At 59.2% G+C, this 20,671-nt stretch carries 21 protein-coding genes; 13 read left to right on the forward strand and 8 right to left on the reverse strand.

Annotated features, from left to right (window positions below; all coding sequences use genetic code 11):
* The first annotated feature begins 5 nt into the window (after positions 1-5).
* The 5 genes from FHT71_RS09720 (at position 6) to FHT71_RS09740 (ending at position 8,309) form a co-directional block, all read left to right on the forward strand.
* Positions 6-386 carry an ectoine synthase gene (locus FHT71_RS09720; protein ID WP_132594605.1) on the forward strand — a complete coding sequence of 127 codons (381 nt, stop codon included), beginning with the start codon at positions 6-8 and terminating at the stop codon, positions 384-386.
* Between the two features lie 77 nt (positions 387-463).
* Positions 464-1,774 (forward strand): amidase, encoded by a 1,311-nt coding sequence (locus FHT71_RS09725; protein ID WP_245505577.1) that lies wholly within the window; start codon positions 464-466, stop codon positions 1,772-1,774.
* Between the two features lie 32 nt (positions 1,775-1,806).
* Entirely contained in the window at positions 1,807-2,220 is a 414-nt protein-coding gene (locus tag FHT71_RS09730; protein WP_007788045.1) for a VOC family protein, read from the forward strand.
* 765 nt (positions 2,221-2,985) lie between these two features.
* Positions 2,986-6,234 carry a cellobiose phosphorylase gene (locus FHT71_RS09735; protein ID WP_132594603.1) on the forward strand — a complete coding sequence of 1,083 codons (3,249 nt, stop codon included), beginning with the start codon at positions 2,986-2,988 and terminating at the stop codon, positions 6,232-6,234.
* Positions 6,235-6,551: 317 nt separating this feature from the next.
* A complete protein-coding gene (locus FHT71_RS09740) occupies positions 6,552-8,309 on the forward strand; it encodes a phospholipase D-like domain-containing protein (protein ID WP_132594601.1) in 1,758 nt (585 codons plus the stop codon).
* A gap of 100 nt (positions 8,310-8,409) precedes the next feature.
* On the opposite strand, the gene FHT71_RS09745 is transcribed toward FHT71_RS09740, so the two are convergent.
* The 4 genes from FHT71_RS09745 to FHT71_RS09760 form a co-directional block, all read right to left on the reverse strand.
* Positions 8,410-9,117, reverse strand: a complete 708-nt coding sequence (locus FHT71_RS09745; protein WP_132594599.1) for a YafY family protein — start codon at positions 9,115-9,117, stop codon at positions 8,410-8,412.
* A 63-nt stretch (positions 9,118-9,180) separates the two neighbouring features.
* The gene (locus FHT71_RS09750; RefSeq protein WP_132594597.1) at positions 9,181-10,113 is read right to left on the reverse strand and encodes an NAD(P)-dependent alcohol dehydrogenase; all 933 of its coding nucleotides are present in this window, start codon (positions 10,111-10,113) and stop codon (positions 9,181-9,183) included.
* Entirely contained in the window at positions 10,110-10,901 is a 792-nt protein-coding gene (locus tag FHT71_RS09755) for an NAD(P)H-binding protein (protein WP_245505576.1), read from the reverse strand. The genes FHT71_RS09750 and FHT71_RS09755 overlap by 4 nt, the downstream gene beginning before the upstream one ends.
* Before the next feature lie 180 nt (positions 10,902-11,081).
* Positions 11,082-11,678, reverse strand: a complete 597-nt coding sequence (locus FHT71_RS09760; protein ID WP_132594595.1) for a DUF6088 family protein — start codon at positions 11,676-11,678, stop codon at positions 11,082-11,084.
* 158 nt (positions 11,679-11,836) lie between these two features.
* Between FHT71_RS09760 and FHT71_RS31540 the strand changes: the two genes are divergently transcribed.
* The 3 genes from FHT71_RS31540 to FHT71_RS09770 all read left to right on the forward strand — a co-directional run bounded on the left by FHT71_RS31540 (position 11,837) and on the right by FHT71_RS09770 (position 13,012).
* Entirely contained in the window at positions 11,837-12,034 is a 198-nt protein-coding gene (locus FHT71_RS31540) for a hypothetical protein (protein ID WP_245505575.1), read from the forward strand.
* Positions 12,028-12,432, forward strand: coding sequence for a hypothetical protein (locus FHT71_RS09765; protein WP_245505574.1), 405 nt, complete (start codon positions 12,028-12,030; stop codon positions 12,430-12,432). The genes FHT71_RS31540 and FHT71_RS09765 overlap by 7 nt, the downstream gene beginning before the upstream one ends.
* A gap of 277 nt (positions 12,433-12,709) precedes the next feature.
* Complete coding sequence (locus FHT71_RS09770) at positions 12,710-13,012, forward strand: DUF982 domain-containing protein (RefSeq protein WP_165933204.1); 303 nt, start codon at positions 12,710-12,712, stop codon at positions 13,010-13,012.
* Positions 13,013-13,298: 286 nt separating this feature from the next.
* On the opposite strand, the gene FHT71_RS09775 is transcribed toward FHT71_RS09770, so the two are convergent.
* Both FHT71_RS09775 and FHT71_RS09780 read right to left on the reverse strand, forming a co-directional pair.
* Positions 13,299-13,805 (reverse strand): Hsp20/alpha crystallin family protein, encoded by a 507-nt coding sequence (locus FHT71_RS09775; RefSeq protein WP_132594591.1) that lies wholly within the window; start codon positions 13,803-13,805, stop codon positions 13,299-13,301.
* Between the two features lie 94 nt (positions 13,806-13,899).
* On the reverse strand, positions 13,900-14,361 hold the full coding sequence (locus FHT71_RS09780; protein ID WP_132594589.1) for an Hsp20 family protein: 462 nt from the start codon (positions 14,359-14,361) through the stop codon (positions 13,900-13,902).
* A 360-nt stretch (positions 14,362-14,721) separates the two neighbouring features.
* On the opposite strand from FHT71_RS09780, the gene groES reads away from it, so the two are divergent.
* The 5 genes from groES (at position 14,722) to FHT71_RS09805 (ending at position 18,885) form a co-directional block, all read left to right on the forward strand.
* On the forward strand, positions 14,722-15,036 hold the full coding sequence (gene groES / locus FHT71_RS09785) for a co-chaperone GroES (RefSeq protein WP_132594587.1): 315 nt from the start codon (positions 14,722-14,724) through the stop codon (positions 15,034-15,036).
* Between the two features lie 30 nt (positions 15,037-15,066).
* The gene (gene groL, locus FHT71_RS09790) at positions 15,067-16,695 is read left to right on the forward strand and encodes a chaperonin GroEL (protein WP_132594585.1); all 1,629 of its coding nucleotides are present in this window, start codon (positions 15,067-15,069) and stop codon (positions 16,693-16,695) included.
* A gap of 197 nt (positions 16,696-16,892) precedes the next feature.
* Positions 16,893-18,236: a DegQ family serine endoprotease gene (locus FHT71_RS09795; RefSeq protein ID WP_165933203.1), complete on the forward strand. Its 1,344-nt coding sequence runs from the start codon at positions 16,893-16,895 to the stop codon at positions 18,234-18,236.
* A gap of 36 nt (positions 18,237-18,272) precedes the next feature.
* Positions 18,273-18,599, forward strand: a complete 327-nt coding sequence (locus FHT71_RS09800; protein ID WP_132594583.1) for a DUF982 domain-containing protein — start codon at positions 18,273-18,275, stop codon at positions 18,597-18,599.
* A 13-nt stretch (positions 18,600-18,612) separates the two neighbouring features.
* On the forward strand, positions 18,613-18,885 hold the full coding sequence (locus FHT71_RS09805) for a DUF982 domain-containing protein (RefSeq protein WP_132594581.1): 273 nt from the start codon (positions 18,613-18,615) through the stop codon (positions 18,883-18,885).
* Between the two features lie 292 nt (positions 18,886-19,177).
* Here the strand turns inward: FHT71_RS09805 and FHT71_RS09810 are convergent, their stop codons facing one another.
* Together FHT71_RS09810 and FHT71_RS09815 are read right to left on the reverse strand one after the other, a co-directional pair.
* Positions 19,178-19,570 carry a response regulator gene (locus tag FHT71_RS09810; RefSeq protein WP_132594577.1) on the reverse strand — a complete coding sequence of 131 codons (393 nt, stop codon included), beginning with the start codon at positions 19,568-19,570 and terminating at the stop codon, positions 19,178-19,180.
* A 411-nt stretch (positions 19,571-19,981) separates the two neighbouring features.
* The gene (locus FHT71_RS09815) at positions 19,982-20,608 is read right to left on the reverse strand and encodes a recombinase family protein (protein WP_183719587.1); all 627 of its coding nucleotides are present in this window, start codon (positions 20,606-20,608) and stop codon (positions 19,982-19,984) included.
* Positions 20,609-20,671: the final 63 nt, after the last annotated feature.

Below are 20,671 nucleotides of genomic sequence, written 5' to 3' on the forward strand. Positions count from 1 at the left end.
GAACAATGTTCGTGCGCACACTGACAGAGCTTATCGGGACAGATCGAGATGTTGATTGGGGTAACGGGTTGAGCCGGCGTTTCGTTCTGGAGCGCGACGGACTTGGCTTCGCGCTGATGGAAACGACGGTTCGCGCCGGCAGCGAATCGCATCTGCAGTACCGCAACCATCTTGAAGTCTGCTATTGCATCGAAGGCCGAGGCGAGATCGAAGATGGCGACGGAAACGTCTGGACACTCGAGCCGGGGACACTTTACGCTTTGGACAAACACGACAAACACGTTCTTCGCGCCCACACAGACATGCGGCTCGTCAGCGTCTTCAATCCACCGATCAAGGGCCAGGAATCGCACAATTACGCAAACGGCGCGTACTCCTCGTATTGACCGCAGTTCAGCGAATGGAAATGCGCTGATGACGATTGCGCAATTCCCCAGAAGCTTTTTCAATCCAGGGTGCGATAGTGACCGGTTTCGTTCATAAGTTCGATCAGGATGCAACCGGTATTGCTGTCGAAGTGGCTGCAGGACGCCTGACAGCGAGGTCGGTCGCCGAAAGCTTCATCGCCCGGACTTTGATGAAAGAGCGTGACATCCAGGCGTTCGCTGCATTCAATCACGCGCTGGTGCTCGAACAAGCCGATCGTATAGACAGAAGTCCCGCAAAGGGACTGCTTGCGGGCGTCCCAATCGGCGTCAAGGATATCTTCGATACGGTTGACTGGGCGACTGAGTTCAATTCGCCGATCTATCGCAACAATCGACCCTCTCGAGATGCCCATGCCGTCGCCCTTCTCCGGCAGGCAGGAGGGGTCGTTATGGGCAAGACAGCGACGGCCGAATTCGCGTTCATGCATACCGGCCCTACCCGCAATCCCCATGATCTGTCACGAACACCAGGCAGTTCGAGTGCGGGATCGGCGGCGGGGCTCGCGGCGGGCCTTTTTGCCGCTGCGCTCGGCACGCAGACCGCGGGTTCCCTGATCAAGCCGGCATCCTATTGCGGGCTCTACGCTTACAAACCCTCGCACAACCTGGTTTCACTCGAAGGCGTCAAGCCGCTTGCACCCAGCTTTGACACGGCGGGCTGGTATGCTGCATCCGCACGAGATCTGAGCCTGATTGCTCGGGTCTTGATTCCTGGTTTGCCAAAATACGCTGCGGCCAATGGGCGGTTGAAGATCGGCTTTTGTAGAACGCCGTATTGGGGCATGGCCGATCCGGATGTCCACCAAGCTGTCACGGCAGCCGCAACCGCGTTTGCCGAGCGGGGCCATGGCGTCGACGAGATTGTTCTGCCACCGGCTTTCGAAACAGTTGCTCGTGATCACCAGATCATAAACGATTGCGAAGGTGCCAGGGCGCTCCACAAGGAACAAAGGACCTCCATCGAATTGATGAGTCCGGAGCTCGCCGAAATGTTTGCGCGCGCCTCGGCGATTTCCTGGCAAGATGAAGTCGCAACGCGGAGCCGGCTGGCGTTGTTCGTTTCTGTTATGAATGCCACCATCGAGCCCTATGATGCCGTGATCGCACCGGGCTGCGCCCACGTGGCACCGGTCGGACTGGCTGCTACCGGAACGTCGGACTTCATAAGGCTTTGGACGGCATTTGGCCTTCCCCAAGCCAGTATTCCGCTCATGCGCAACGACGGGGAGTTGCCGATAGGTCTCCAGGTCATCGGTTCAGCATTTTCCGATGTAAAGCTTCTGCATTGCATCGAGGTCCTGTCCGGCACCCTGAACCATCGCTCCGGACATGCCCAACCGCAATGAGTTCGTCGCATTCCTCAACAAGGAGAATCCCTATGCGTTCTGCCTTTCATCTTGCCTATCACGTGACCGATCTGGACGCGTCGAGGCGCTTCTATGGTGATGTCCTTGGCTGCCGGGAAGGCCGCAGCACGGAGACTTGGGTGGATTTCGATTTTTTCGGGCATCAGATTTCCTTGCATCTCGGCACACCGTTCGCCGTCACCCGGACCGGCAAGGTCGGCGACCACATGGTGATGATGCCACATCTCGGCGTCGTGCTGCCGCTCGATGACTGGTTTGCACTGGCGGACCGCCTTCAGGCCGCTCAGATCAATTTTGATATCCCGCCAGTCGTTCGCTTTGCCGGCGAGCCAGGCGAGCAGCGCACCATGTTCTTCTTCGACCCCAGCGGCAATCCGATCGAAGTCAAAGGTTTCCGTGATTTCGACGGTATATTCGCACGCTAAGCATCGTCCCATTTGACGATTGCATTCCAAATCTCAAACCGAAAGGCCCACTATCGCCTCATGCCCTGCCGAGGGAAATCCATCAGAAATTGGCGGCGAATGGATACTATGAACAGAGCTTCGTGGCCCTGTATGGCGACGCCGCGCTCGAAGAGGCGAAACAACATTGAAGGACGCCTGCAGTAGATGGGTTTCCCCTGATGTCGATCTAAGGCACGCGCGTCATTGAGAACGCCCGAACGCGAAGATAGAAGCCGTCACCCATGATTTGCCGATAACCTCCGGGTGAGATGTCGGAACTTCCAAGTTCCAGCAACGTGCCGCCGATGCTGCTGCATAAACGGGCTGCGCAAGCTGCTTGCGATGGCTCACGGCGCACCTGAGCCCCTCCCCGGTATTGCGTCACGACAGCAGGGCACCCGCGGAACCTCCGGCACGCTTTGAAAATTGGCAAGGGCTCCTTGGCTCTTTCGTGCTTGGCAGACCAGTCGGTCCCTATAATGGCGACAGCCATTCCGGACGGTGGAGAGTGCAAGCAACTAGTGTCGCGGATTACCCTCGTGAACTTTCCGGTCTTGATCGGGCACCAGCTTCGTCCTCGTGCTCCTTGCCGGAGATTGATGAGCATGCGATTATGATGCTCTCATCATCACGCACAAACGGAGCATTCGGCTTCAATAACGATGAACAACGCTTCAGGAGCGTTTGATGATCGGCATGGGCGTGCTCGTTTCCAAGACGAACAAAAATAGGAGGTTGCTATTCATGCCTTCTGAAACGCACCGTAGCTTCCAGATCCCACGTCGTGATGGACTTTGTCTTGCGAGCCTATCCAATGGAACTGGCCTCTCCATCTCGCTCCTGCCGAACGGGACGTTGTTTGCGATCGAATACAGCGATGCGATGGGCGCAATCATGATCAATCAGGTCTTGGGATCTCCGGTCTATGGCGGCATTGGGAGGCTTTATCTCAGGATCGGTGGTTCGCGAGCCGGTGTCTTTGAAATGGTCGGACCGCGAGCTAGGGTTACATTCAGCCAAGGTGCGACTGACTTCTTCTGGGAAGGGGAATCGGGGGATATTCGACATTCAGTTCAACTTGAGTTGCACCCGACCGAGACGACGTGGTTCTGGCGGGTGACGTTGGAAAACCTCTCGCGTGATCCTCTGGAGGCGGACCTCATCCTCATGCAGGATGTCGGCATCGGAGATTTCGGTTTCCTGATGGGAAGCGAAGCCTATGCCTCCCAATACATCGACCACACGATTGCCAATCACCCTACGTTTGGGCCGGTGGTGATGAACCGCCAGAACCTTAAACAACCCGGCGATCGCAATCCATGGCTCGCCCATGGTTGTGTCACGGGAGCTGCCGCCTACGCGACAGACGCGGTGCAGTTGGCGTTTCCGAGGCGTGATTGCCACAGCGCGATAGTTCCCGATTTCGGAGACAATCTCCCCAGTTTCCGTCGACAGCATGAACTGGCATGCCCGAGTATCCAATCCACACCGTTTTCCATTTCACCGGGCGCAATCTCAACATCGACATTTTTCGGTCTGTTCGTACCCGATCACCCCGAGCCTTCGAGCGAAGGAGATCTCTCAAGGCTCGACAGAATGGAGCATATGATGGCCGTTCCCGTGCGAAGGGACAGGTCGGCAGCGGGTATCTCGCGCAGTCTGCTTCAGGACGCAAGCGAAGCGACGCCTCTAGCGCTCGACGATGAGGCCGTGGCCGCGCTCTACCCTGTGCGGCACTTGGAGGAGCGCAAAGATGGAAAGCTTCTTTCCTTTTTCGTGCCGGACGGATTGCGCAACCGCCATATCGTCCTACGGGACAAGGAGCACGTGTCCGTTAGGCGCCACGGCGCGATCGTGCGGAGCGGCCAAAACATGCTGCTGGATGATAATACTCTTGCCGCAACCTGCTGGATGCAAGGTATCTTTGCCGCGCAACTGACGATCGGGAACACGTCGTTCCACAAACTCTTCTCGGTATCGCGCGACCCCTATAATTTGTCAGTCGCGAGTGGCTTGCGGATCCTCGTCGACCAAGGCCACGGCTGGCAGCTTCTTGGTGTTCCTTCGGTTTTCCAAATGGGACTTAGTGACTGCCGGTGGCTCTACAAACTTTCAGGGCGCACCGTCACCATCACTGCAGCCGCCTCCGGCATAGAACCGGCGATGCAGTGGGAAATGACGAGTGACGGTGCCCCCTGCCGTTTCCTCATCGTCGGACACCTCACGTTAGGCGAACGGGAATATGAAAGCGGCGCACGCATCGATGTCAACGTCGCACGCAGGCGCGTAACCTTCCGCCCGGACGCCACTGGCCTCTGGGGACAGAAATATCCGGACGCTGCCTATCATCTGGTCACGTCAATGCCTGACGTCGTCGAAGCTATCGGAGGGGACGAACTCCTGTATACCGATCGCGTCGCGCGTGGCGGGCCGTTCGTGGTCCTCAAGGTCGGTGAGACACACAGATTCCGCTTCGCCGTCACCGGCTCGATGGTTGACGCGGGCCAAGGCGAAGAGCTCGCGGAGCGCTACGAAGCCGGTATCGACCTCGTGGATATGCTTGTTCCCGCCACGCAATTCTGGGATCATGTGACGCGCGATCTTTCGATTCAGGGAGAGGGCCCCGACCTTGTCGCACACGCAACATTCCTTCCCTGGCTCGCCCATGACGCAATCATCCATTTGAGCGTTCCACATGGGCTTGAGCAATTTACCGGTGCCGCTTGGGGAACGCGCGACGTCTGCCAAGGCCCGGTGGAGCTTCTGCTCTCCTTCGAACATGACAACGAGGTTCGAGAGATTCTGAGGATTCTATTTGGCGAGCAGTTTCGGGACCGAGGCGACTGGCCACAGTGGTTCATGCTCGAACCCTATTCGAACATTCGCGCCGGGGAAAGTCACGGCGACATCGTCATCTGGCCCTTGAAGGCACTTTGCGACTACGTCGAGGCAACGGGCGACATTGCGGTCCTTGACATTGATGTCCCATGGCGGATCGACGACACCTTGGAGCAAACGCAGGAAACGGCGACAATCTCCGGTCATGTCCAAAAGCTGCTCCAAACGGTTCAAGAACGTTTCATCCCCGGCACAAGTTTGATCCGCTACGGCGACGGGGACTGGAACGATTCCCTTCAGCCCGCCGATCCGCATCTCCGAGACTGGATGGTGAGCAGTTGGACCGTCGCACTGTTGTACGAACAAATGACCCGATATGCCGTCATTCTTGACCGCGCCGGACGCACAGCGGAATCGGCTGAACTTCGTATAACAATCGCTGCCACGCGCCGGGATTTCAATGCTTTGCTGATCCGTGATGACGTCGTCGCTGGCTACGGCATATTCGACCCTGGCCGAGACGTCGAGCTGCTGCTCCATCCAGATGATCGGCGTACCGGTCTCAAGTACTCGTTAATTGCAATGACGCAATCGATCCTCGGTGGGTTATTTACGCCCGAGCAGAGCGAACAGCATTTCGCAATCATTGAGGAGAACCTCCTGTTTCCGGATGGCGTGCGTCTTATGGAAAAGCCCGTGCTCTATTCGGGGGGCACCGAACGGCTATTTCGCCGCGCTGAATCATCTGCATTCTTCGGCCGCGAGATCGGCCTGATGTATATGCACTCGCATCTTCGTTATTGCGAAGCGCTGGCGTTGCATGGCGACGCCGAGGGCCTGTGGAATGGGCTTGCACTCGCCAATCCTATATCGCTTGCCGACCGGCTGGCGCAGGCCTCGCTGCGCCAGCGAAACACCTACTTCAGCAGCAGTGATCCCGGTTTCAGCGACCGCTACCAAGCTACTTCCGACTGGGAGGGATTGCGGTCCGGTCGGATACAAGTTGACGGAGGATGGCGGATATACTCCAGCGGTGCGGGCATCTTCACGAAAATCTTGGTCGAGAAGGCTCTGGGGGTCAGGCGAGAGTTTGGCCAGCGGATTCACAAGCCGTTGCTGCCGGGATCGGTAAGGCTCACCAGCGTACGCCAATAAGCGGTCAGAGAGCCCGAATTTAGCTTCAACTAATGAGTGACGGAGGTAGCTCCGTCGTTGTCCGTCGAACGTCGTGAACAACCAGGATGCGATCGTGCGGCAAAGCGGGGAAAAAAGACGGAACAAGAACCCGGCGGAATTCGCGACTGAGTTGCCACGGTGTACTGTAGCCGACTGCCATTCCGATTTCTCCCACCCCCTGCCGTCTAAGTTGGAGCATCTCGCGGGCAGCTATTTTTGGACTTAAACTTTATCGGGCATCTCCATACTGTCGCACAACCGTGATAGATTTCCGCCGGTCAACTGGGGAGGCGCGGATGGATACGAACTATCGGGTCACTGGCAAGAACGCGGCGGCACCATTTTCTCTCACCATCCATCGCGGCGACGGCATGCTGCTTCTGGGAATGGACTGGAAGGATGGCCGCCCCCCGACCAACTTCGTTGGTTTTGCGATCCAGTATCGAGAGCCTGGAACCGATTTCTTCAAGAACGTGCGCAATCGCATCGGCTTCCCTGGCCAGGACGTTCCCGGTGACGGTATTCGCACCACTGACGCGCCGATCCAAAAATTCCGCTGGGTGCATTTTCCCTTCAACGCAGATCTGCCAGGCGCCTTCGTCTATCGAGTGATGCCGATGTTCATGGGTGCCGACGGTGCGCTCACGTCTGGCGAGGCGCAGGAAGCGGAACTCGCGCTGATGCGCGAAACCATTCCCGGCAAGCTCAACGTCGCCTTCACCCGGGGTTTTGTCTCATCGCAGGCATTCGTACGCAACTTTTCAGCCGGCGGACCCTTGATCACGCTAGTGCCGCCTGATGGGGATGAGGGATTGGACTTCGTGCCTACTCATGCCGATGCCGACCGCGCACTCGCCTGGATGGGGTTCGAAGCGCGCGGCGAAACGCTTTCGCTACTCGAACGCGCACGCGATGCAGGCGCGCAGGTCCGCGTCATTGCTTATGACCTCAATCTGCCGGAAGTGGTCGAACGGCTGGAAGCGCTTGGGCCAAATCTCAAGGTCATTATCGATGACAGCGCCCGAACCAGGGGACACGGACGACCAGACTCCCCCGAGACCCATGCGGCCGAACGGCTGATCGCCTCGGCCGGCGCGGAAAACGTGAAGCGCCAGAACATGGCAAACCTGCAGCATCACAAGTCGATCGCTGTCCGCGGAGGCGGTGTCGATACCGTCGTCTACGGTTCGACGAACCACAGTTGGCGGGGCTTTTATGTTCAGTCGAACAATAGCCTCGTTGTTCAAAGTGCAAGCGCGGTCGACGACTATTTTGCCGCCTTCGAGAATTACTTCACGGCGGACGGTGCGGCGGATTTCATCGCCTCGGCCAGCTCCCGCGGCTGGCATGACCTGGGGCTGGACGGCATCGACGCGAAGGTCGCCTTTTCTCCGCACAGCGAAGCCAACGGCCTGCTAAATGAGATCGGCGCCGATATCGACGCCGCGGGGTCGAGCGTGTTCTTCTCGCTCGCCTTCCTCGGACAGACCACCAGGGGGCCGATTGGCCCGGCCTTGGGGCGGGCGTTGCGAAAGCCGGATGTGCATGTCATGGGCATCGCAGACGGACGGGTTGCCGCCGATAACCTGGGACTGACCGTGTTCAGTCCCGACAATCGCCGCCGTGTCGTGCGCGCGGCAGCACTGACGGGCAACGTTCCGCCGCCGTTCCTGACGGAACCATCCGGACTTGCCGGCGTCCATGGAAATCAGCGCGGAACGAGGATGCACCACAAATTCGTCGTTCTCGACTTCGACAAGCCGACCGCCCGGGTCTACCTCGGCTCCTATAATTTCTCGGAGCCAGCCGACCTCGAGAACGGCGAAAATCTGGTGCTCGTCCGCGATCGCACGGTGGCGACCAGCTACATGATCGAAGCACTCAGGATGTACGACCACTACCGATTCCGCGTCGCATCCGAAGATGGGGAAGAAACGGGGCATCCGCTCGAGCTGCAATTGCCACCGCACACGGGCGAAGCCGCCTGGTTCGAACGCGACTGGACCGATCCCGTGCGCGCTCGCGACCGCCAGCTCTTTGCACGTGCCGACTGATGCCGGTGCGACGGCCGTCGGGTCTAACACTCGACTATCGTCGGTTACAAACGAGCAATTCTATCAAACGGAAGAGTTCGCGATCGCCACCTGATTTGCGCTAACCATTGGTCTGAGAATGTTCCTGCGCTTCTTCGGCGACAAGCAGCCGCCATTGTCTGACGAGATCGCGCCGCTTTCCTGGATAGCGCTCCGCCAGGAGCGTCGCATGCTGAATCCGATCGGCGCGGAACATCCGAAAATCCTGCCTCAACTCGCACCAACCAGCGATAATGCGGCGCGAGTCAAAGAAGGCAACGGCGATCGGCCAGATCACACGGTCGCTATCAGCCTCCCTGGCATCCCGATAAATGATCCGAAGCTTCATTTGCTGCTGCATAGCCTGACGAAGCACCTTAAGATCGATGGCAGGTGTTGGAAGTGCACCACGACCGACATGGAAATCATTGTCGTTCAGCTTGTGGCGTAGCTCTGACGGCAGCACCGCGTCGATTTTCGAGAGCGCGTCATGTGCCGCCAGTGAGAGCTCGTCGTCAGTTTGCCGGCTGACCCACTGAATTCCGAGTGTAATCGCCTTCAGTTCTGCTTCCGAAAACATCAACGGCGGCAGCATGAAACCCGGTCTCAGCACGTAGCCGAAACCTGGTTCACCCTCTATTTCCGCGCCCATCGACTGGAGGAGCGCGATGTCCCGGTAGATCGTCCGCAGCGATACGCCAGTTTCCTCCGCGAGGTAGCTACCCGAGACCGGTTGCCGGTGCCGGCGCAGGATCTGCAAGAGGTCGAACAGACGTTGGCTCTGGGACATGAACAATATCCTAGCACAGGCAAAGCCGGAACAAGGCAGCAACCCTGTTGCGGCATCTCGTGCCTAATCCATTCGGACCAGAACCTTTCCGCCGAGTTTATGACCTCTCTCCAGCTTGGTGAGCATGGTGATTGCGTCGGTCAGCGGAATGATCTCGGCGATCGGCAATCGTAGCTTCCCTTCGGCCGCCGCGCTCGCGAGACCGCCGAGAATGTCAGCCCGAGCGGTGCAGATGATCGGCTTGAACCTGCGATTGACGATGGCGCGAATGAACTTGCCCGGCGTTGGGTCGATGTCCAAAAAGACGCCGCCCTTGCGCAACAGCTGGAGACCTGTGGCCACTTTCATTGTGCCAGCCGTGTCATAGACCACATCGAAACGGTCACTGATCGTCGCCAGATCGGTGGTGCGATAGTCGAACGCTTTTTGCACCCCGATCGTGCGCGCCCTTTCCATAGCCTGCGCGCTGCAGCTTCCCGATACCGTCGCACCGAGCCGTCGCGCGAGCTGGACCGCCGCTTCACCCACGGCACACGTGCAGCCGTTGATGAACACTGACTTCCCACCCTTCAGGCCTGCCTTGTCGAACAAGCCGTTCCATGCCGTAACGCCCGGTGTGGCGAGACAGGCCGCGTCCTCAAGAGAAACCGAATCCGGCCTTTTCGCGAGGAAGGTTTCTGGCGCGATCACTGCCTCGCCAAGTGCTCCGCCGTCCTTGATCTGTGCCATGCCGAAGACGGCCTCCCCCGGCTTGAAGCGGGTTACGCCGGGTCCGACCGAAATCACAGTGCCTGAGAAATCGCTGCCCATGGCCCGGGGAAAGGTCTTGCCCGTGACCATTTTCAGGTAGCCGTTGCGAACCTTCCAGTCGATCGGATTGATGGCGGCAAAACTGACTTTCACCGCAACCTCACCCTTGCCGGGAGTTCGTAGCTGGAAATCCTCAAGCTTCATAAGCTCCGGACCGCCGTATTGATGATACTGAATCCGTTTCACAGCAGTCCGTTCCTCTTCAGCGTCGCTTCGACGACATCGGCGAGCGGGGTACTCGGACGCCCCAAGAGGCGAGACAGATCAATGCTTTCCGAATACCAATCGCCGCGCTGGGTGGCGAAGCTGGTATCGGCGACGATATCTGCGAGGAAGGCTGGCAAGCCCGCGCCTGCAAGCGCCTGACCGTATGCGTCGACTGGCATGTCATGATAGACGAGCGGCTTGCCTGTGAGGTCCGAGATCGTTTGCGCGATGTCCCCCATGGTGAAGGGCGTGCCACCGAGTTCATAGACGGCGTTGCCGGGAACATCGCTGGTGAGTACCACTGCAGCCGCTTCCGCGAGGTCGTCGCGGCTCGCGCCGGAGACAAGACCACCGTCGCCTGCCGCCCCTGTCAGCAGCCCCGTGGAGAGCGCATGACCAATGTTGCCGAGATCACCGGCATAGACCTCGATATAGGCACCGTTACGCAGGAAGACGTAAGGCAAACCGGATGCCATGATAACCGCCTCGGTCTGTTTGTGTTCCTCGCCCAACCGCAGAGTGCTGGTGTCGCCATTGATAAAGCCGGCATAGGCAATGCGCCCCACCTTTGCCTCGACGGCCGCGTTGACCGCGCGTTCCATGTGGGGGAAACGCTCGCCGACCACGGTCGAGGGAATAAGTAGGAGCTTGTCGGCGCCGGCGAACGCAGGCGCCAGGGTGTCCGGCCGGTCGAAATCAGCCTCACGGATCTGAACTCCCTTGGCAGCCAGGTCGGCTGCCTTTTGGGGATTGCGAACAGCTGCCACGATGCTGGCAGCGGGCCGTCAGGGTTTTGTCGGTCCGGATCGCGGACAGCGCCTCGATGATCTCGGTTTCATGACCTGGGCGCGAAAACATCCATCGGAGCGGATGGCGCAGTGCGGCATTCTCGATTCGAGGCGAAACTAAGCGCCCGCTCCTGGGCATCCCAGTCGAGTTCAAGAAAATTAGTTGGCAAGTTCCGCCTCGTTGATTGCCTTAACCATCCACGCAGGAACGCTCGGCTTCATCTTGGAAACCTGCTTCCACTCCCCGGCGGTCAGCTTGCTGCGTACTGCCTTTGCGAAGGACGCTGCGTGCTGCGGACCCAAATGTGCAATCGCCCTGATCGCTTCACCTGCCCTGGAGTTCGGCATTGCCGTCTGCCAGGAAGGGGCATGCTTCAGAAAGACCTTTCGCCGTCCGAGCATCAGAGTCCTTGCCTTTCCGGTTGTTAGGAAAAGCTCTCCCACAGGCACTTGTGTCGTCAGACCTAGGTTATTGGCCGCCCTCGCGCCGCTGGGAACAATCCGCTCGCCAGTGATCTTTCCGTACGAGCTGACGACTTTTTCCGCAGACGGTGGGTAAGTGCCGAACTCGCTTTCCTGGGTGGCTACATACATTCCTCGCGTCACGCGGATAACCTTCCCTGCTGCCGCAAGCCGACTAAAGGTTTTGTCGACAGCAGTCCGAGACCCGAGGGAAAGGAATTCCTTCGGGGTCACGATCTGGCCTGCAGGTGCCCGGCGAAGCCGTTGGCTGATGACGCTTTTCACTTCTTCCATGATTGTTCTCTTGTCCGAATCAATATGCATGTTTCGGACATATGGCAATGTCAAGTGACTGATTCAACATCATTATTATTTAAATATAAAATGCGCATTCTCAAGCACCGAGCCGAGCAATTCTATTTCGACGAAGAAATTCAAAGCTGAAGGTGCGCTTGCCTCCGTCCCGTTCGCCCATGCCGCGGGCCGGGACGCTCGAATGGACCTATTTCCAAGCGCATGAGGCCGGCTTCCGCCGCACGCCGGTGCTGCTGACCGGCGACAAGGCGGAAATCCTCATCGACGGCGGCTTCACGCTCTCGGATGGGCCGCGCCTTGGCCGACTCCCATCCGTCGGACGGGCAAGGTGCTGACGACTATTTATGTGAGTTGCAACGACCCGGACTATTACTTCGGCCTTCGTCCGGTCGTCGAGGCTTTCCCCAATGCAAAGGTCATCGCCAAGCCGGCGACCGTCGATGCGATCGGAGGCAATGTTGAAGGCAAGCTCGCGGTCTGGGGTCCGCAGTTGAAGGACAACGGCCCGCAGACGCTTGCCGGTGTCGTCATTCCCACGGACGCCAACACGCTCGATTTCGAAGGCAACAGCATCGAGATCGTCGACGTGCCGGATAGGCACGACCGCCGTTATCTCTGGGTGCCGTCGCTGGAGCCGGTGTTCGGTGGCGTGCTCGTCTCCTCGGCATCCATGTCTGGGTCGCCGACGAGGCGACGCCCGAAAAGGGGTCGGCTCCGGGAGGGGGCGAAATGACACCCTAAGGGAAAGCAGGAACGGCTTCAGCCAAGAATGTGGTAAACCGCGAATAAGGGCGGCGCGGGAGCGCGGCCAACATCCTTAGTGATCGAAATTGACTCGCGTTCACGGGCATAAGGGTGGTTCGCCCGTTCGCCCCGACACGGTTCTTCGTTGCAGAGATCGTTGATCTCCCCCGCAGCGCGGCCTTTCGGACGTCTTGAAATTCGCGATTTCGGCACCGATATTTTCTTCACTTCTTTTTCATCCGGTGTGAATGCGAAAGGAGGACATCATGCTCAACCCGGAATTGGTTTGGATGACGCCTGTCACCGTCCGCATGAAGGACGGGGTGCCCCAGGTCTTCGCATCTGTCAACGACGCGCTCGATTTCCTCGAAGGGGATTGGAATATCTATCGAGGCAGAAAATACAATCGGGCGGTTCAAACGTGCCGCCGTGCTCTGAACCGAATGACGCCAGTCGCCATCGCGCGTGACGCGTTCATTGACGCCTGTCACGATGCGGGCATGTCGACGGCTGCGGATGGACCGCTCGGGACGAAGAGCAGCGCTGGCGGTCCACGCTCGCTTGCCTAGAAAGGAAAGGCTGGGGCACTCTTAGTGCCCCAGCCTTTCGAGCATTCGCCCCGCGACGTGCCCGAGCAATTCGTCGTCGCGCTTAACAGGTTCCGTTAGGGCGGCCAGGCGCCATGTGTGGGCATTTGGGTCCCGCCAGAGTTCGCCTTCGGCTGGCTTTACGCATGCCAATCGCCGGGGCCGGTTGCCGACCTGCTCCGGGAACTTCCGCTCAGCGTCGAGACTTGGTTCGTACCGCTCTACCAGCCGGGCGCGTCCGCACCCGGCTGGCTTGCGGCGAGCGGTATTATTTGGTGCTGTCGATGGTGATCCGCTTGACGTTGGCTCGCGCCTTTTCGGTCTTCGGCAGCGTCACTGTGAGCAGGCCGTTCTTGAACGTTGCGGCAACGTTATTCTCATCGACCTGACGACCAAGAGCCAGCCGCCGTTCGAAGCGCCCGTAGTAGCGCTCGCTGAAGCGGCGATCCTTGTCCTCGGTCTCCCTTTTGTTTTCGCCGCGAAGCGTCAGCACACCGTCTTCCAGCAGCACCTCGACGGCGTCTGGATCGATGCCCGGAACCTCCGCTGTGATGCGGATCTCGTTGTCATTCTCCTCGATCTCCACGTGCGGCCACGCGCCATTGAAGGGCGTATCACCGAACAACGATGGCGAGCCGAAACCGCGGAAGACTTCGTCGAACAGACGGTTGACATTGCGGTGCAGCGACAGGAATGGATCCATGTCATCACCGCGATACACGCTCGGAACCTGGCTGCTGCCACGGCTCCAAGGGATCAGATCACGTACACTCATAGCTTCATCCTTTCTTCGGTTTCTTTTTCTCCTTTTTGTCAACTGCTTCCTCGGCTGTTCGGCAACAACCGAGGATCGAGCAGTGCGCGTCACATTAGGCTGCCTTGTCGCCTTCGATCTGCTTCGAAGCGGGCTTCGTCGGCTCGGCCTGGATGGCGATCCGACGCGGCTTCATCTCCTCAGGGACTTCCTTCTTGAGTTTGATGACAAGTAGCCCGTTTTCGAGCTTGGCGCCCTCGACGATGACATGATCGGCGAGTTCAAATCTGCGCGCAAACGGCCTCACAGCGAGGCCCTGGTGCAGATACTGTACCTCCTCATCCTCCGACTTCGCGCCGTTGACCACAAGCATGTTCGCCTCGTGGGTGATCGTCAGTTCGTGCTCGGCAAAACCTGCCACCGCGATAACGATGCGGTACGCGTCTTCGCCAAGTTTGACGATGTTGTAAGGCGGCCAGTTGTCAGCGTTGAGGCTGGCGTTTTCGAGCAGGTCGAACATGCGGTCGAAGCCGATGCTTGACCTGTAGAAGGGGGTAAAGTCGAGGTTTGTTCTCATAGCTACATCCTCCGTAGAGCAACATAGATACGAGGGAACGCCAAGAAGCTCGGCGCTCCCTGACCGTGCCGACCCCATTTGGGCATCGACAATAATAAGTTGGGAATGCCATTGTCTTGCGTCAAGAGGGGTGCCAAGCCTGGCGGGCCCGGGTCGGCGTAAAATATCCTATGAATTTACGGCATTAGCACTCTCTAGATGCGAGTGCTAAAAAATTTTCGTCCCCTCTTGAAACTCGAAAAATCAGAAACCAGATCGATTGGCGCGCGATGCCGAAAGGATCGCACGTCCCGCGTCGAATTCTTTAAGATGCGGCGCGGAGGAACCTCTAAAACCCTGTTAGTCCATGAGGAGAACGACATGGCGTTCCGTCCATTGCACGACCGAATCCTGGTCCGCCGCATTGAAGCCGAGGAAAAGACGGCCGGCGGCATCATCATCCCAGACACGGCAAAGGAAAAGCCGCAGGAAGGTGAGGTCATCGCCGTTGGTCCGGGCGCACGCGACGACAGCGGCAAGCTGGTCGAACTCGACGTCAAAGTGGGCGACCGCATCCTGTTCGGCAAATGGTCCGGCACAGAGATCAAGCTCAATGGTGAGGACCTCCTGATCATGAAGGAATCCGACGTCATGGGCGTGATCGAGAGCGAAGCCTCGGCGAAGAAGGTCGCCTGAGCGAACCGGATCGATTGAAGGAGTAGAAAAATGGCTGCCAAGGAAGTGAGATTCCACACCGAAGCCCGCGAGAAGATGCTGCGTGGCGTCGACATTCTCGCCAATGCCGTCAAGGTCACGTTGGGCCCCAAGGGACGCAACGTCGTTATCGACAAGTCGTACGGCGCGCCCCGCATCACCAAGGACGGTGTAACCGTCGCCAAGGAGATTGAGCTCGAGGACAAGTTCGAGAACATGGGCGCCCAGATGGTGCGCGAAGTGGCGTCGAAAACCAGTGACATCGCCGGCGACGGTACCACCACGGCAACGGTTCTTGCCCAGGCGATCGTCAAAGAGGGAGCGAAAGCCGTCACCTCCGGCATGAACCCGATGGACCTCAAGCGTGGCATCGACAAGGCAGTCGAAGCCGTGGTCGAGGAACTGCGCGGGAACGCCCGTAAAGTGACCAGGAACGACGAGATCGCCCAGGTCGGTACGATCTCGGCCAACGGCGACGCGGAGATTGGCCGTTTCCTTGCAGAGGCGATGGAAAAGGTCGGCAATGAAGGGGTGATTACCGTCGAGGAAGCCAAGACCGCCGTAACGGAGCTCGAGGTCGTTGAAGGCATGCAGTTCGACCGCGGTTATCTCTCGCCGTATTTCATCACCAATCCGGACAAGATGCGCGTCGAGCTCGAGGAACCATACATCCTGATCCACGAGAAGAAGCTCTCGAACCTGCAGGCGCTGCTTCCGGTGCTCGAGGCGGTCGTTCAATCCAGCAAGCCGTTGCTGATCATCGCCGAAGACGTTGAGGGCGAGGCGCTGGCGACCCTCGTCGTCAACAAGCTGCGCGGCGGCCTGAAGATCGCCGCTGTCAAGGCGCCGGGCTTCGGCGATCGCCGCAAGGCCATGCTCGAAGACATCGCCATCCTGACCGGCGGAACGGCAATCTCCGAGGATCTCGGCATCAAACTTGAGAACGTCACCCTCGAGATGCTTGGCCGTGCGAAGAAGGTCGTCGTCGAGAAGGAAAACACGACGATCGTCGACGGCGCAGGCTCGAAGAGCGAGATTCAGGGCCGCGTCGCCCAGATCAAGGCGCAGATCGAGGAAACGACCTCCGACTATGATCGCGAGAAGCTGCAGGAGCGGCTGGCCAAGCTCGCCGGCGGCGTTGCGGTGATCCGCGTCGGCGGCTCGACCGAGGTCGAGGTGAAGGAACGCAAGGACCGCGTCGACGATGCGATGCACGCCACACGGGCGGCCGTCGAGGAGGGCGTGCTGCCCGGCGGTGGCGTCGCCTTGCTGCGAGCCGTCAAGGCACTGGATAGCGTTGAGACCGAGAATCCCGACCAGAGACACGGCATCGAGATCGTCCGCCGTGCCATCGAAGCGCCGGTTCGCCAGATAGCCGAGAATGCGGGTGCCGAAGGCTCGATCATCGTCGGCAAGCTGCGCGAGAAGACCGAATTTGGCTATGGCTGGAACGCCCAGACCAACGAATTGGGTGACCTTTACGATCAGGGCGTGATTGACCCGGTCAAGGTCGTTCGCACCGCGCTGCAGGACGCTGCCTCGATCGCCGGCCTGCTGATTACCACCGAGGCAATGGTCGCCGAGAAGCCGAAGAAGGATGTACCGCTCCCGCCGATGCCGGGAGGAGGCATGGACTTCTGACTGAAGCGACAAGTCCGCCCCGACGGGGCGCGGACGATGGATCCAATGAACCAAGCATGCGTTGCGCCGGGATGGGTGCGACGTTTGGATGTCCGGAGCTGGTGCAGGTTACAAGCCGCGAAGATCGCGGCTTGGATGAGGCTGGATCGGAGGGCCTGCCCGCACCGAAGGAGGATCTTAAGTATTCGGGGCCAGAAATGACCACGCGTTCGTCGAATTTGGCTGGCGTATTCGCCGCACTCGTCCTCATCCTGGTTCCTGCGCCGCTACCGGCGGCGCAGCCGCAGTCCGCCTTTTCGGCGAGCACTCAGCGATTGCTTGCTGATGTCCTGGAGGAGCTCACGCCGGCGGTTGTCAACATTGCAGTGAGGTCGCGTGCTCCGGCCGAAAGCAATCCTCTCTACAACGATCCCTTTTTCCGTCGCTATTTCAACCTGCCTGAGCAGCCGCAGCAGCGCCTGAGCGCCGGTTCCGGCGTCATTGTTGACGCCGACAAAGGCTATATTCTCACCAATCATCACGTGGTCGCGGACGCCGGCGAAATCGCGGTCACCCTGAAGGACCGCCGCCGCTTCACAGCCGAGCTGGTGGGCAGCGACAAGGCAACCGATATAGCGTTGCTGAAGATCGCCGCGGACAAGCTGACGGCGCTGCCCTTTGGCGATTCCGATGCCCTCCGTGTCGGGGACTCCGTTGTCGCGATCGGCAATCCGTTCGGGCTTGGACAGACGGTAACCTCCGGCATCGTCAGCGCCCTTGGTCGTGGCGGCATCAATGTCGAGGGCTATGAGGACTTCATCCAGACGGATGCCTCGATCAATCCCGGCAACTCGGGAGGCGCCCTGGTGACTGCCGATGGCCGGCTGGTCGGCGTCAACACCGCGATCATCGCGCCCACCGGCGGCAATGTCGGCATCGGCTTTGCGGTTCCGATCGCGATGGCGTCGGCCGTGATGGAGCAACTGATAGAGCATGGCGAAGTGCGGCGCGGCCGGATCGGCATCTCCGTCCAGGACCTGACGCCCGACCTCGCCGAAGCGCTGAGGATTGAGGAAAGTTACGGCGCCGTCGTCGGCAGCGTCGAGCAGAATTCGCCGGCGGAACAGGCGGGCCTTCAGGCTGGCGATGTCATCCTCGCCGTCAACAATCGCAAAATCACGGGCGCGGCAGATCTCCGCAATCGGGTCGGCCTGGCTCAGGTCGGATCTCAGGTCGAAATGGAATATCTGCGCGATCGGGTTCGCAAGACGGTGACAATGCGCATCGAGCCGGACGAGTCAATTGCCAAGGCCGGCGCCACATCCGCCCGCCTCGAGGGCGCTGAGTTCCAGGATGCGGCCGGCAACGTGGTTGTTTCCAACATTGAAGACGGAAGCGCAGCGGCCCGATCGGGTTTGCGCGCGGGCGACGTGATCGTTGTCGTCAATCATCAGCCTGTCGCGAGCGTGGCGGAACTCGCGGCGGCCTTAGAGAATGTGAGCGGCACGATAGCGCTCGATCTGTTTCGCGCCGGGTCGAAACTCTTCCTGGTGATCCGGTAGGGTGCAACTTCGAAGACACGTGAATGGAGGAAAACGATGGAACGCGGTTGCTTTCGACATCCAGTCACAATCCTTGTGGGTCTCGGATTTCCCGCTGAGATCCAAGGTGCGAAAGAGGCCTATGCCTGGCTGAATGAGTGGCCGCCATCGAAGCGCGACCCAACGCACGCCATCGCGCTCAATGCCTGCAGAGCAGCACTTGCGGGCGAGATTGATGTCGAGACCGCTCGCGGAACGCTTGTCGCCTTCGCTCGACGGGCCAATCTCCTCGCACCTGACGCCGAGGCGATCGCCGCCGCTAGCAGAGTCGTGCGCCTGACGACGCTTCGCCCGCCGGAGCCGGCACCTCAATGTGATCCGTAGGACCGAGCCGGCGATGAGCGATATTCGATTTCCCGTTCCGGTGAGATTGCGGCTGACCTCCGCCGAGGTGCGAGTTGTCGCCAATTCCTGGGAAGCGCTGGAGTGCCTTCGCGACCAGTGGCCCGAAGGAGCGAGAGGGCGCACCTATCGCGCAGCTTGGCGGGTCTGCCGCGACGCGCTGGACGGCTGGAGACAACCGCACGAAGCAAGGCGCGCATTCGTGAAGGCGGCACGCCGCGCCGGGCTGGTAGAGCACATGGCGTGGATTCCCCGCCAGACAACATGAGAACGAAGCCGGATTGCCGTCGCGCAGCGCGTTATTTTCGCCCAACCAAGGGAGGTAGCATTATGTGCCCCAGCAGAGACTTCCATTCCCTTCCGCTCTCACCCGATGACCTCGATGTGCTCCAGCGCATACTGGATGGAGAATTGGAAACTAGACACATCTCAAGCGACAGCGACGAAGCGGACATACTTGCACGAGCTCTCATAGAGCTCTTTCAGACCGGCGTGAGAGGTGAAGATGCTCTGCGCGAAATGGTGAAGGCGGCCTAAGGCAAGATCGCGCTCCTGCCGTTCTAGGAAGCGGTGCTTCCGGGTAACCGGTCATTAAGGAGTTGAGAAATTGCGGTCGTCAGTTGTGCCATGGCAAAGGGCTTCTCGATCATGATGCTGTTCGGGACACCTTTTGATGCCCAATCATGGGCACTGTCTCCACTGACGTAGACAACGGGCATCTCGGAGTCGCACTCCCTGGCGTTACGTGCGACATCCCAACCATCCGGCGGCTCGCGGAACTGAATATCAGTGATAAGGCCCTGGATGGATGAACCTTCGGCATTCAGGAGCGCTATTGCCTCCCCGCCACTCGAAACAGCGAGAACACCGAATCCTGCCTCAATGAGCGCCTGTTTGAAGTCAAGCAGTAACAGCGTCTCATCCTCGGCTAGCAGTATGACGCTGGTTTCCATTGTAAGGCCCGGGGCATGTCCGACACGGACGAACGCCGGTGGAGGCAAAAGGTTCCTTTTAGGTACAGATGCTTGCGACAAGGCGCCTCGGGTGTGAAGAGACGATGCACTGGCAGGGCTTTCCAAGGGAGGGGGAAAACGGCCGTAGGAATAATCTTCGCAGCGTCGATCGCCATCATCGCCTACCTTATCGTAGGCGGAGTGATGGTCGGTAACAAGCAGTCCGCGTCGAAAGTCTACCTGCCAGCAGCAACCCAGCACCAACCCGGATAACGAACAGCCTTCCGAACTCGTTCCAAGACCTCCACAATCTTACAAGGCGGCCGCCATAGCCCATTTACAGCGCGCATAAATGGTGTGGGTCACGACACTAGGAAGAGAACAAAAAACTGGGCAGCGGTCATCCTCGGGTTATTCCGCGGGACGCCGCGGCGGTTCCATTGCTCGAAATCGCTGCACAACGTCAGCGACGGTATTCTTGCTAATGCCAAGGTCCCGAGCGATCCAGCGGTAGCTCCGGCCTTCGGCAATTAGAGCTAACACTCTCGGGGCGAGCCGATCTGATTTAGGACGCTGACCCAGTTGGCGGCCTAGGTGCTTTCCCCGCGCTCTTGCGGCGGCGAGACCGGATTTGACGCGTTCGCTGATGAGGTCGCGTTCGAATTCGGCGATACCCGAGAGGAAAGTTGCCAGCATTCGACCATGCGGCGAGGCTAGATCGAAGGTCATACCGTTCATGGAAATGACAGAGACCTTCCAGCTTTCCAATTCGCGCAGCGTGTTGAGAAGGTCGATCGTTGAGCGCCCCCAGCGCGACAATTCGGTCACCAGGATCGCGTCGATCTGCCTGGCTTGGGCTAGAGCCATGACTTTCTTGCGCTCAGCACGATCAAGCTTCGCGCCGGGGCCTGTCTCCTTGAAAATTCCAACGACATCGTAGCCGGCGCGGCTGGCAAAAGCCGTCAGGTCACGTTCCTGCCGTTCACAGGACTGGTCGGCGGTCGAAACGCGGCAGTAGACGGCGGCGCGCTGTCCCAATTGAACCCTCGTCGATTTTGGTGCCGGAAGGCCTTGATTTGCATGGGGCGATTGTTGTCCAAA

The sequence above is a fragment of the Rhizobium sp. BK060 genome, assembly GCF_014193145.1.
Classification (GTDB): Bacteria; Pseudomonadota; Alphaproteobacteria; order Rhizobiales; family Rhizobiaceae; genus Rhizobium.